Origin of the sequence: Gardnerella swidsinskii, from assembly GCF_023277705.1 — a bacterium.
Lineage (GTDB): Bacteria > Actinomycetota > Actinomycetes > Actinomycetales > Bifidobacteriaceae > Bifidobacterium > Bifidobacterium swidsinskii.
Genome location: NZ_CP083176.1, coordinates 985613 through 998209, shown reverse-complemented (window position 1 = coordinate 998209; position 12597 = coordinate 985613). Strand labels below are relative to the sequence as shown.

Genomic DNA, 12597 nt, shown 5'->3' with positions numbered 1-12597 from the left:
ATAGCAATTCGTTCACACGCCTCAATTCAGTGCCGCTCACTCACATACTCAATTCATTCATTCTCGCGGCATATATATCAAACTAGATCATATGTTTCATATTTCGTAAGGCGCGGGGCACGAAACGAAAAATATATCTAATTGCTGATTGTACTCTTTGCTTGTACATAAAATTACGCAACGTCAAAATTTATTTATTCATACCGTACTTAACTCCGTCAAATGGATAAAAATTATCGGAGCGCGGAGAAGCTGGCTCATGTCTTATAGAACGTTCAGTTCCAAGCCTTCCAGCAGTTCTTAAATGAGGAATATCAGAAAGATTGTAAGGCGTAGTTTCGTACACCCAATTAAGCCAGTTGCGCCAAAGCAAATTCGCGTGCGCGCGCCAAGAAAATAATGGCTCTAATTTTGGATCGTCATGAGGGAAATAGTTGTAAGGAAATGGAACGTTGCTCAAACCTTTTAACATGTCACGCTCATATTCCTGCGCAAGAGTCATTTTGCCGTATTCCCAATGCCCTAGGGCAAAAACTTCAGAAAAATCACGCGTAGCAACTAAGCCCGGACCAGATTCGGGACCATACGTAAGAATCTGCAAACGCTGATCTGCAGAAATGCTGTCAACATCAACACTCGCTATTCTAGAATGCGGTTGTAAAGCGATTTCATCAAAACCATTTGTAAGGAAACAGTACTCATCCTGCAAATATTGCGGGAACACACCAAAAACTTTTTTGCTGAGAACATGCTTTTTTACGCCATATCGATAGTAAAGCGCACCCATTGCACCCCAGCACAAATACATTGTTGAGAAAACGTGTGTTGATGCCCAGTCAAGAATTTGCGTAAATTCGTGCCAGTAGTCGACATCTTCAAATTCCATATGCTCAACAGGAGCGCCCGTCACAACAAATCCGTCATAATAGTTGTTACGAAGTGCGTCAAGATTTTCATAGAATTTTACTAAATGATCAGTGCTAACATGCGTTGATACATGCGTAGAAGTTTTCATAAAATCGACGTCGACTTGCAAAGGAGACTTAGAAATGAGTCTCAAAAGCTGAGTTTCTGTCTCGATTTTTTTGGGCATAAGATTCAAAATCAACAAACGAAGTGGTCGAACATCCTGCTGTTCTGCTTCTGGGCGTTCCAATGCAAAAATTCGCTCAGCATCTAATATGCTTCGCGCTGGCAATCCTTCAGGAATCTTAATAGGCATATGTTTATTATACTCCACACTTGTTTATGTTTATTGTGCCTATGTCACGCATGTGCACGAATCGTAAAATTCTAACCAAATACAGCGAGACACGCCCGAAAGTTGACAAATTTAAATTTGCACCTATCGTAGATAGAGCTGCTAAAAGTAGCCGACGCGGGGTGGAGCAGCTCGGTAGCTCGCTGGGCTCATAACCCAGAGGTCCATGGTTCAAATCCATGCCCCGCTACGAATAAGGTCGTAGGTTCTACTTTTAAGAATTCTGCGGCCTTTTCTATTTCCGGAACACGCCATGGAGTGGCTTCATTTAATCTCATATTGACCGACGGTCGTGTCATATCTAATACTTCCGCCAATTCATTTTGCGTACGTCTTTGACCCGCCAAAAGCATACGAATATTCATTGTCACAATCTGATTCAATGTCAAATCCATTATCATTCATCTTTCTTTCCTAAAACCAACTAGCCTTTTCATCCTATCGGTTAGTTACATATATAGTATATCACATATTATGTATTTGTAAAAAAAAACGGACTTGAAACCGTGTAACGAAACAATACGTAAAATCTTTTCTCTACGTATTCTAGTCTATGTTTTTATGTTAAAAATCAAAAGAAAACTACTCCCTAATAGTTGGGAAACATATGTTACACATTGGCTGGAATATCTTGAAGCAAGTGGATATACAGAAGATACGATTAGATGCCGCTACTACAAAATCAGTCGGCTTGCACGCCTACTTAATCAGCCACCAGAAGATATTACAGGACAACAACTTGTTGAGCTTTTTGCACACCAAGACTGGAAACGAGAAACGCGCAAAGGTTATTCTTCAACAATACGCTCGTTTTACTCATACATGATTGAAGAAGAAATTATTGATGTCAATCCAACAGTAAAGTTACCTAAAATTCGTAAAGAATACGCAATACCTCATCCATGTCCTGATTACATCATTCGTGGTGCTTTAGCCCGAGTTAGAGGTAACAAGGAGTATGAAGCCATGCTCAGGCTCGGGGCAGAATGTGGATTACGACGTAGTGAGATAGCACAAGTATCTTCATCCGATATTATGATGCTTAATACTCATCCCCAGCTTCTTGTACACGGTAAAGGACGCAAAGAACGCACTGTCCCCATCGCGCCAGATCTCGCACAAATCATCGCCAACAAGCATGGATACATGTTTCCTGGCAGATGGACCGGTCACGTCGAAGCATCCTATATTGCGCATCACATCTCTCAGCTTCTTGGTAACGGATACTCCACACATAGTCTCAGACATCGATATGACACTAAGGCATATGAAAGTACACACGACCTTCTCTTAGTATCTAAACTCCTTGGCCACGCTAGTGTAGAAACCACTCAAATATATATCAGTCTCACATTCCCTGATAGCAGTGCCATTACAGAAGCTGTTCGCCTCTAAAACAAGACAATATGAGGGGAGCACACGAGCATATTGACTTTATATCAAAAAGTTGCCAATCGTATTCTCACTACTATGTATAAAGCAAAAGTTATCGAGATTAGGAAAGAAAAATTAGAACGACACTAAGTATGTATATATCTTTCACCTGAATATTTACGTATAGTAAAAACATAGATAGAAAGACGAAGGATAATTATGGCTAATATGGATAAAAATCAGATTATTAAACAAGAAACCGAGATTACGAGACTAGATGCTATTTCTGGTCGCGGTGACCAGAAGCCAGGGAGCAAGAAGAAGCGTAAGCTTATCATCATTGCTACTGCGGTTGTTGTAGTTATAGCTTTGCTGGTTGCGAGTATGCTGGGTGTGAAGTCTTTAAGAGATTCCAAGACTCAAGCGTGCATCCAGGCAAACAGTGCGTACGCCAAAGCGTGGGCACAGTACGAGAAGACACGCCAGGATGCTGATGAAACTGCTAAGACTGTGACTAGTGTGGAGCAGGTTGCAAACGCTAAAACCTACACCACATTCACAGCCCAGCATGCTAAGAGTAAAAAGGTAAGTAAGGCGCAGTCTTTGAATTGTGCTATCTCCTACACTCAGGCTTTCAACGCGACCATGTCTAGTCTTGATAAGACTACAGCACAGCTTAATAAGACCACTAAGGCTCTGAAAAACTCAGTCGTTCAGGTCACAAAGTCGAAGAATGTGAAGGATCTTGAAAATGCTAAGAATATGGTGAAGGCGAAGCTTGATGAGATGAATAATCTGCTCTCCTCATCAGACGGTCAAGTGGCTGATAATGCTACTCGTGATAACCTGCAAAACCAGATAAACACGCTTACCGCAGCGTTGAATGATAAGAAAGCAACCGTCGAGTCTTTGACTAAGGCTCTTGAGCCAGTCCAAGGCGCAATCGACAGTGTAAACGCAAGTATACAAGCGAAGCAGCAGGCAGACGCTGCCGCAGCGGCTGCGGCGCAAGCAGCTCCGCAGGCTCGTTCCCAGTCTGCGGCTCGTACTAGCTCGGGAGCTCCTCGTTCAAGTACTCGTGGTGGGTCTTCTTATAGTGCGCCAGCACAGAATAAGAATTCGGGTGCGGTCGACTGGGATAAATACCTTGCTGACGGGAAAGCATATAATGAATTACATAGAACACCTAATCAATGTCGATATATCTATCGCTGTGGCACTGGATGGAATACCGATGGAACACCAGATGGTGACGGTGATGTAACTAATAGCAAATAGTTTCCATCTTTACTCATTTTCCCTTTACATAGTGGTTGGTTTTAGACGACTTCTAAAACCAACCATTTTTATCAATACCAAATTTTTATTGATATAAAATAAAATTTTTTCATTTTCTCATTACTGAATGTGAAACTTTTTGGTTTCGCATTTCATAATAAGCAATTTGAAAAAGGGAGACTTTTATGTCGCTTTTCGCTAAGCATAAAAGTATGAGAGACAAGATCCGACAAGGTTCACATCGCGCTCTTGCTGGTATCGTTGTCGCATCAACAATGTTGACAGGATCCGCATTTGCCGCTGGCGGTGCCGGATGGACAGGTGGAAACACTGGCGGATCTGGCACATATAAATCGAATACATTCTGGGTTACCGATGATAACCTAGGTTCCGCATCAGATAATGAAGCAGTGGTGCGCGCTATCCAATCAGAAGGTGTAGCCATCGGTAGCTCTGCTACCCGCGAAGCAGCAGCTAGAGCGCAAATTAACGCTGCATTATCCAAGGCTCGCGGTGATTGTGAAACAGAGTATACTGCGCGAGGTGGCACTGGTTCGGCAGACTGCCGCATCTGGGGTGTAGGCTTCACCGCAACAACAGCAGGACCAGGAATCACAAAACCGGAATATAACAATACTTCTAGCGCGCAAGCAACTGGCGCTCAATGGTTATCAGCATGGAACAACGAAACACAGAACGGTACCAGAAAATATAATCACGGCGGTAGCGAATACACAGTGTTTGATGATATTGATTCAGCTAATACACTCGCTTCATTCGCTGCTCAGGGTATGAGTACGCCAAATACTGATTTGATTGTTATCGTTCTTGCAAAAGACCAGCCTAAACTGTGGGACTTTACCCCTGATAAGTCCTGGGTAAAATACTCTAACGGCAAATGGGCAACCGTTATTGATGCGAAGCATACCAACACCACCGGTGCAGACACCCAAACCATCCTTGATGGTGACAAGCTCGGCTCTGTGGTTAACGGTAGCTTGGGCGAGAACCTGGGAGATAGCCTCGACACATTCACCCTGTCTGATGATTACACGGCTGCTGACTATTTGTGGGATCCAGATATGAGTGATGTGCATGTGTATGCTGCTCCAATCCCTGAGGCATCAACTACCGTCTCCTCAGTCGATGACATCATCACTAAGGGTACTGACGTGACAAGCCAGTTCACTATCCAACAGGCTGGCACGACCATTACTGCTACCATGACCAGTCAAGCTCTTGCTGCTGCACGTAGTCTTGCTACCCCTATGCAATACACGCTGCTTATCGGAGGCAAGGCGAATTATGCAAATGGTAAGGGTGCAGCCCAGGTACGCGCTGACGCAGGCAAAAAAGCTACGGATGAAGTCGAGTTTTGTGCTGATCCAACCACAGGCGCAGCCCTCAATTCTCATGGTTTGAAGAATAAAGGCTCAGAGTCTGCCGCGGGCAAGACAAAGACTACGAACGAACCATACGTGTGTGGTTACGTTCCACCAGTAGCAAAGGCAGTCATATCTGAGGCCTCTCAGGGTGGTGACCAGGACGATATTAATGGTAAGAGTGTCATGCCAGGACAGAAGCTGGAATACGAACTCACTAGCGAACCAACCATTCCAAACAACCTGAGTTATGCTATCGAGTCTGTTGCATTCACTGACACGTATGACCAGTATCTTGAGCTTGACAAGCAGACTATCGAGCTGCGTGACCTTGAAACCGGTCGCACCATCAGTAAGAAGAACTACACGCTTACTGCAGATACCGAGAAGCATGAGTTTACTATCGAACTCAACAAGGATTACGTGACAGCGAATATGACCGCGGGATCTAAGCATCGTTTCCAGGTTCGTTTCGAAGGCACGGTATCCAAGAACGCTCCAACAGACCATAGTGTGGATAATCAGTGGGGTTTGAAACTCAACAATAGTTTGACCTCGTCTAACGTGGTATCGAATAAGCCGGTAGAGCCAAAGCCTGAAAAGAAGGATGAAACCAAGACTGGTATCAATATTGATGGCAAGACCGCATACGTAGGAGACGATATTTACTACCGTCTCACTTTAAGCGCAGCCACGTTGAAGGACACTGCGTATAAGGTTCACCGTCTCGGCATGATCGATGACTATGATGATGAGTACTTGCAGCTCAATGACAAGAATATCGAAATCCTAGACGCAGCCGGTAAGGACGTCACCAACAAGTTCAATATCCAGGTTAAGGATGGTGTCGTCTACGTGTTCGCTAAGACCGTAGACACGGAGTATCTCGGAGATATTCTTCCAGGGGATCCACAACCAACAGATTTAAAGGCCTACGCTGGCAAGGTATTGGATGTGACAAAGGATCCTGCAATCGACCAGTCTCTCCTTGGTCAGGATTACACCATCGTGCTTCCTATGACAGTCAAGCAGGTCAAGGACGGGTATGTAGTGAAGAACACTGCCACCCAGATTACAAACGATCGCAAGGATGTAACGAACACGGTAACTAACCCGTTAAAGGTTATTAACCCGAAGAAGGATGTGACTGTTAAGGTTAATGGCGAAAGTGCGAATGGTAAGAGTATTTATAAGGATCATCAGTTCTTGTATCGTCTCGATAGCTCCAAGATCGCTGGTAACCGTGCCTACAAGCAGATCAAGAATTGGCGCATCGTGGATGATTATGATGAAAAGTTTGACAAGCTAACCGGCCAGTGGGCAGTCTATGTCAACAACGACATTAAGCTCGCTGACGGCACTGTGATCTCCAAGGGTAGCCGTATCGACGGTAGCGGTGTTGATGCCGGATATTTCACTTTCACCGAGGCTAATGGTGCGTTTACTGTAGAGGCAACACAACAGTTCCTTGATATTGCATCTGCTATGGATAGTGACTTGTCCTGGACAGCGTACGTGCAAATGACCCGTTTGGGCGTAAGCGATCGCGTAGAAAACACGTTCGTGGAAACCATGAATGATGTTGAACGCGAATCCAATATGGTGTGGACCAAGACCCCAGACCAGACTCCTGCTATTAAACTCATCAAGTACGACGCAGCATCTGGTCTTGAAGCGGGAGACCGTAACACACCAAGCGAAGCCTTGAAGTCTACCAAGAACGGCACCAAGATTGTGTTCCGTATCATCAACACCGGTAAAGTCAACCTGACCAAGATCACGTTAGATGATAAGACTATCGCAGGCTCCGGTACGGTAACTAATCTGGAGTATCCAGCAAACTGGTCTAACCTGGTATTAAAGCCTGGCGAATACGTAGAAGTCAAGGGCACGTTGACTGGTATGAACACGATGAATCATACCGACCGTGGTCACACGACTGGTACACCTATCGTGCCATGCGCATCCCATAACGATCACCCATTCGACCCAAACGGTGGAGATAATGGTAATGGTGGTAATACGGGTGTGTGCTATGACACTCCAGTCGAAGATTCTGATGATTGGAACGGTGTTACTGCTGCACCATTGGCTCAGACTGGTAGCGCGGTCGTGTCTATCGCTATCGCTGCTCTTGCAGCCCTGGGCGCAGGAGCAAGCATCATGATCACTAAGCGTAACAAGGAAAATGCTCGTAAGCATTAACCCGTAAACACGCTTAGTATTAACTGGCGAGGGGTCGCACATGCACACGGGACTATCTCCGTGCAATGGTGTGGCCCCTCACTCTATATTCTCTTCTTCCTCTATTGATTTCTTATTAATCTTTCACACGTAACGGTTCATACTCATGAGTAGAAAAGACACAGCCTTTACCCCTAGTCAACGTGCTTATCTCAACAGTCTTCCAGCTATCAAACACGCGACAGCCACACGAATCTACTACACAAGCCAATTCCACAAAGACGCTGTCCAGCAATACGATAACGGTGTCAGACCGTCTGTTATTTTTGCACAGGCTGGAATGCCGTCCACCCTCATCGGGAGCAAAAGGATTGAACGCTGCATCAACAGGCGGGAAAACACCGACTACACACAGTCCGGCATGCCAGAACAAGTACACAAGCAAGTCAGCATATTCCTCGACCAGATGGCGAGCAGAGTTGAGGGTTTTGATTGAAGCCAAGCGTTACACCTTATCCACCAATTCCACAGAAAGAATCCTGACATACGAATAGCCGGACTCTGCCAAACAGTAGGGATATCAGAAAACACGTACTACGAGCTGAGACTGGTAAATAGTTAAGGTCTAATAATGTACTACTAATTTTTATATAAAATTATTCCACAATAAGAGACACACTTGGAAAGAATGCGAATCCTGTATTAGGATTATTTGTATCTTCATAGATGAATATGCAAATAAGATACAGCATTGTTCTTATGAAAGGAGGCAAAGATGAACAAGAATAGCAAGCGCGGCGGAATCAACCCACGACCTCGACCATATCCTCATATGATTTAGGCATAGTTTATCCGCACATATTCACACCAAAGGTTAATAATGAACATGACTTCGTACGAAGAAATGTTTGATGAGTATGTGAAATCAAGTGCAGCATATTGCGCTTCTCTATTTGAAGCAACAGAATATTTTTTCAAAGCAAATGCTGCACTTGAAGCCACTATCGTCAGTACAAACACAGCGAAAACATCCACCATCCATTCAATACAAGAATATTTCGAAACATGTAAAATATCGCTTATTAAAACAATTGATTTGCTACGGACATTCCAAGAAATACATACGACTATCCCTGGAGAGCAAGTAGAAGTCGATTTCGCACAACAATACTTCTATATAAAGAAAACATTATCTTGCGTCGAGCAGATTATTCAACTCTTTAGCACAGTGCGTGATGACAAGAACCTACAGCAACAGATTTGGGATAACGACGACTTTACAACATACTTCACTACTAGTGCCGATAGCATCTCTCAAGCAATAATTTGGCAATGTAATTTCGCGAAACGAGCAAACCTTGACGAATCTATTTAAACCTTACCGCGGATATCTGCGTTTAGCAGCTAGTGATTTTCTTTCTAACTATGCAACTACACTAGCCTCAACTACTATTCAATTATGGCTATTGAACTCACTTTTTATCGGTTTTCAGCAGTCAAGCCATTATTTATCGCTTTACCTCACCCTCACTGCAATAAGTGAATTAGTAGCAGGCCTTTTCTCAGGAGCACTAGCTGAGCATGTAGGAATTTTCAGGACAACAGTTGCTGCATGCTTAGCAAGAATGATTGCGGGATTATGTATTATCGCAATTGTATCGGTATCCTTCTCAACCCCATCTGCTAACAAGTTGCTCCTATTTTGGTGTGTTTGTATACTTGTAATGGTTACGACAGCATGTGATACTTTCTATTTTCCTGCTATTACTTCCTTTGTTAATCGTGTAACAAAAAATGATGATCTTATTAATGTTCTTTCACTTCTTCGCTTTACAAGCCTCATGGGTACATTAGTAGGACCAGCAGTTGCAGGTTTTGCGAGTAGTAAATATTTATACATTCCAATTCTATTTACAGAAACTATCGCATTAGCAGGAATAATAATTTTTATTTATTTTATTTACAAGCATGCAGTTAGAACCGGAATTTATACTTCAGACGTCGCAGATGAAAATCCAGAATATTCTCAAGGCTTTTTGGCAACTTGGGCTAGGGGAATGGCAACATTTGTAAAAAACCAAACGTACAGGACTTTAGCTCCATTTGCAATACTCGAAGCTATCGCATCTACTGGCATAAGCTTTGCTGGAGTCCTCTTATTCTCAATGGTTCTACATAGTGCAGAAGGATATGGCTGGTATTTAAGCGCAATGTCACTTGGGTATGCCCTCAGCTATCTCATCGCGCCAAAAGTGTCCAGCAAAATGTCCTTCTCTATGCTACTCACTCTTTCACATATACTAGTGACTCTTTCTATAATAGGACTGGCATTAGCGCCTAACGCTATAGCAGCAGCCGTGTTTGGTTTCCTTTTTGCTTTCTTCCAAGGAGTAGTAAATCCACCATTCCAAACAGTATTTATTCATGCAGTAGATGATAATCTCGTTGGACAGGTAATGTCTGTATTCATCTCAGTTGTTGCCGCTATAGGAGCAGTAAGCTATCCGCTATGGGATTACGCTTATTCCCACATGACCATTCCATCTCTACATGCAGAGTCAGGAATAATTGTCATAGCTGCTCTTATCCACTTTATACTGGTGCTTATCTGCATATTCGATAAGCGATTGCGTTCAATTAAAGCAGAATAAGATGCAATAAATATTGTAAATACGAGCACAACTACAAGCTGCGCTGTGAAAGTTCACTACAGAAGTTTCACAGCGCAGCTTATTTTTAAATTAGAACGCTTTCAATTCAGACATCTAAGTTAACCGAGTGAACCATACTTTATCTGTCATAGAGTGTTCATTTGTGCCGTGAGCAAATAGCACCAACATCTATATCTAGGATATTTATAACTGATGTCCCGTCTGTAAATTCTTTTGACTAACATCATGAGAATTAAAAGAAATATCAGCACCATACCCGGATCCACTAAAAAGTCTGGGCGGCTATTGTCTCCACGAGTTTCACTCGTGGAGACTGTACTGTTGTGGCGCAGCAAGAATGCTGCCACCGGTCGCCGCCCCCACTTTCTCGTGTTGGTAGCCCAGAGGCTAGCACACCCAGTCCAAAGACCACACGCCAGCCTTGTCACGCCACCCAACAAGCTCACCCCTGCCAGCCCATTCCACAACATGTTCCACGGGCTGACCGGAGTCGAGCCTGGAGCGTCGCACAAGGACTGGGAGTGTTCTTGTGGGTTTACGGGTGTGCCTGCCCTGGAACTACCAACACACAAGGAAAGGATAAAAAAAATGGTTACCATCAACAGCGACCACACGGTCACACTCCTAATAGGAGAGGTAGAAGCTCTCGTAGCATTCCACAACTACCTAGCAGGCTTTACCACGAAAGGATTGGACGAGAACACACTACGCTACGGTATCCAAGCATTAAGCAGTCTCCTCATCGTGCGTGACATGTTCCTTATTGATAGTTTCCATGGCTGCACCATGCAAGACTTCCTCGATAACGTTGAGCACCCATTCGCTGAGAAAACTGTCCACTATGTGCGTTCAAGCCTCGACCTGGTTTTTAGAGATGACAATTTCACCCTCGACACACGGCGCATCCATCGTGCAATAGCACTGCTGACCACCATGCTGGAACTTAAAGGATTAAGTCAGAGGGAAACTGTCACAGTCTATGGCACACTGTCATACTTGTATTGGCTGAAAAATGACACGACAAACGCTCGTATCACAGCCCAGAAAGCACTCACGATAGACGAGAAGTACTGGCTTGCACGCATCACTACTACAGCGCTCCTTCACCACATCACACCCCACTGGTGCCAGAAGTAAGCAGAGGGTTTGCTGGCAGAAAAAGAAGCGCAACTTTTTCTGCCAGCCCCTGGTGGCTTATCGCAGCCACCCTCCCGCGCGGGGCGCGTCTTACCCCTAGGGCATGCCCTGAACAAAATTCCATAAATTTTAGGGCATTACCCCCAGGAGCAAGCCGCGCTATTACCACGCGAGAAGGGTGGCTACTATGCTTCCATAAGTTCACACAAAGATGTGTGAACCAGCCGCCACCAGCAGAACAAAGAATCTGCCACCACTATCATGGCGGCAGACCCATTATCATCGCATGGAACACCTGCGGTGTACTCTCATTTTTTGCTTTTTATGACGTGTTCTTGACACTTCCCACTCTAAAAAACGGGTCACTTCCGCCAACTTCCCCGCGTCCTCCACTCGCGTTACGGACACGCGCGAAGCTAGGGCCCGCAAGGGGTTGGCTCCAGCGCATTCCGTTTTTGTCCCTTCCAGTGTTCAACAACACGAACGAAAAATAATCACACCAGGGTTTTTATATAAAACCAAACCATAAGAAAAATCATATACAAGTAGAAAGGAAAACAAGAATGAAAATTAACAGCAAGCCAGTCACCGGCACAAGCTTCGCATACGACGGATGCCACAAAATCTACATCTGCGAAAACACACAAGATGAGCAAGACGCGCAAAAAACCGGATACACCATCCACCCCATAAGCGAGCTTGAAAACACATACGAAAACTCGTGCGACCTACGCTTCATCCACAACTGGACACTCGATAAAGACTATGTCTCCCAACTAGAGCCCGCCTTATTCCAAGAATAGCCCATGCTTCACCAGAAAGCGCCGTATTTAATGCAATGCAGAAGTCTGCAACATTATTGTTAGCAAGCTCTACGCTATCAATCGTTGTGACAAGTTTTTCGCGCAACTGTTGCGTAGTAGTATGTGCCCAATTCATTTGAGCATCAGGATTAAGAGAGCGAATCTCTTCCCGTTTTTCCTCGTCAAACTGGAGAGCTGCGGAAGGAGCATTAAACGTTACAAGATCGTTGACGTTATCATCTGGGTTGGTTAAAATATTAAGTACTTTCATCAAAAGACTCCGCATTGTTTCTTGATGAAAAGGCTTATTCGATAGCTCAGAGGTATTGCTCTGAGCTATCTTAATTTTTAGGAAAGGAAAGATATTAAAATTTGTGGCTTTGTAAGAGATTAGTTAGGAAACCCAGAGGTCCATGGTTCAAATCCATGCCCCGCTACTGAAGCCAAGAATCACACGAATTTCTCACGATTGTTGTGGTTCTTGGCTTTTTTATTTAATAACGCAT

General features: G+C 44.2%; 11 protein-coding genes and 1 tRNA gene. 7 read left to right on the top strand and 5 right to left on the bottom strand.

The genetic code is table 11. The features are described 5' to 3' along the window. Positions 1–190: 190 nt before the first annotated feature. Positions 191–1222 (bottom strand): homoserine O-succinyltransferase, encoded by a 1032-nt coding sequence (locus tag K9E37_RS03870; RefSeq protein ID WP_076002579.1) that lies wholly within the window; start codon positions 1220–1222, stop codon positions 191–193. A gap of 155 nt (positions 1223–1377) precedes the next feature. On the opposite strand from K9E37_RS03870, the gene K9E37_RS03865 reads away from it, so the two are divergent. Then, positions 1378–1451 (top strand) — tRNA-Met (locus tag K9E37_RS03865). Here K9E37_RS03865 and K9E37_RS06470 read toward each other — a convergent pair. Beyond that, positions 1411–1656, bottom strand: coding sequence for a helix-turn-helix domain-containing protein (locus K9E37_RS06470; protein ID WP_226988350.1), 246 nt, complete (start codon positions 1654–1656; stop codon positions 1411–1413). The genes K9E37_RS03865 and K9E37_RS06470 overlap by 41 nt on opposite strands. Before the next feature lie 166 nt (positions 1657–1822). On the opposite strand from K9E37_RS06470, the gene K9E37_RS03860 reads away from it, so the two are divergent. From K9E37_RS03860 to K9E37_RS03850, 3 genes are all read left to right on the top strand, one after another. After that, positions 1823–2656: a tyrosine-type recombinase/integrase gene (locus K9E37_RS03860; protein WP_033888551.1), complete on the top strand. Its 834-nt coding sequence runs from the start codon at positions 1823–1825 to the stop codon at positions 2654–2656. A 198-nt stretch (positions 2657–2854) separates the two neighbouring features. Further along, a complete protein-coding gene (locus K9E37_RS03855; protein WP_004109958.1) occupies positions 2855–3913 on the top strand; it encodes a GumC domain-containing protein in 1059 nt (352 codons plus the stop codon). A 185-nt stretch (positions 3914–4098) separates the two neighbouring features. Then, positions 4099–7500: an LPXTG cell wall anchor domain-containing protein gene (locus K9E37_RS03850; RefSeq protein WP_009993957.1), complete on the top strand. Its 3402-nt coding sequence runs from the start codon at positions 4099–4101 to the stop codon at positions 7498–7500. A 115-nt stretch (positions 7501–7615) separates the two neighbouring features. On the opposite strand, the gene K9E37_RS03845 is transcribed toward K9E37_RS03850, so the two are convergent. Further along, entirely contained in the window at positions 7616–7981 is a 366-nt protein-coding gene (locus K9E37_RS03845) for a hypothetical protein (RefSeq protein ID WP_162861110.1), read from the bottom strand. Between the two features lie 384 nt (positions 7982–8365). On the opposite strand from K9E37_RS03845, the gene K9E37_RS03840 reads away from it, so the two are divergent. Both K9E37_RS03840 and K9E37_RS03835 read left to right on the top strand, forming a co-directional pair. Beyond that, a complete protein-coding gene (locus K9E37_RS03840; protein WP_226988337.1) occupies positions 8366–8854 on the top strand; it encodes a hypothetical protein in 489 nt (162 codons plus the stop codon). After that, on the top strand, positions 8838–10130 hold the full coding sequence (locus K9E37_RS03835) for an MFS transporter (RefSeq protein ID WP_076002578.1): 1293 nt from the start codon (positions 8838–8840) through the stop codon (positions 10128–10130). Before K9E37_RS03840 ends, K9E37_RS03835 begins: the two co-directional genes overlap by 17 nt. Positions 10131–10538: 408 nt before the next feature. Here K9E37_RS03835 and K9E37_RS06450 read toward each other — a convergent pair whose 3' ends face one another. Next, a complete protein-coding gene (locus tag K9E37_RS06450; RefSeq protein ID WP_255358933.1) occupies positions 10539–10661 on the bottom strand; it encodes a hypothetical protein in 123 nt (40 codons plus the stop codon). Between the two features lie 78 nt (positions 10662–10739). Between K9E37_RS06450 and K9E37_RS03830 the strand changes: the two genes are divergently transcribed. Then, positions 10740–11288 carry a hypothetical protein gene (locus tag K9E37_RS03830; protein ID WP_231130963.1) on the top strand — a complete coding sequence of 183 codons (549 nt, stop codon included), beginning with the start codon at positions 10740–10742 and terminating at the stop codon, positions 11286–11288. Positions 11289–12023: 735 nt separating this feature from the next. Here the strand turns inward: K9E37_RS03830 and K9E37_RS03825 are convergent. Continuing rightward, a complete protein-coding gene (locus K9E37_RS03825; protein ID WP_004109968.1) occupies positions 12024–12362 on the bottom strand; it encodes a hypothetical protein in 339 nt (112 codons plus the stop codon). Positions 12363–12597 lie beyond the last annotated feature (235 nt).

Excerpts from the sequence above, each read along its gene's own strand:
- K9E37_RS03855 (WP_004109958.1), top strand. The coding sequence starts at position 2,855 with ATGGCTAATATGGATAAAAATCAGATTATTAAACAAGAAACCGAGATT.
- K9E37_RS03850 (WP_009993957.1), top strand. The coding sequence starts at position 4,099 with ATGTCGCTTTTCGCTAAGCATAAAAGTATGAGAGACAAGATCCGACAA.
- K9E37_RS06470 (WP_226988350.1), bottom strand. The coding sequence starts at position 1,656 with ATGGATTTGACATTGAATCAGATTGTGACAATGAATATTCGTATGCTT.
- K9E37_RS03860 (WP_033888551.1), top strand. The coding sequence starts at position 1,823 with ATGTTAAAAATCAAAAGAAAACTACTCCCTAATAGTTGGGAAACATAT.
- K9E37_RS03825 (WP_004109968.1), bottom strand. The coding sequence starts at position 12,362 with ATGAAAGTACTTAATATTTTAACCAACCCAGATGATAACGTCAACGAT.
- K9E37_RS03870 (WP_076002579.1), bottom strand. The coding sequence starts at position 1,222 with ATGCCTATTAAGATTCCTGAAGGATTGCCAGCGCGAAGCATATTAGAT.
- K9E37_RS03840 (WP_226988337.1), top strand. The coding sequence starts at position 8,366 with ATGACTTCGTACGAAGAAATGTTTGATGAGTATGTGAAATCAAGTGCA.
- K9E37_RS03830 (WP_231130963.1), top strand. The coding sequence starts at position 10,740 with ATGGTTACCATCAACAGCGACCACACGGTCACACTCCTAATAGGAGAG.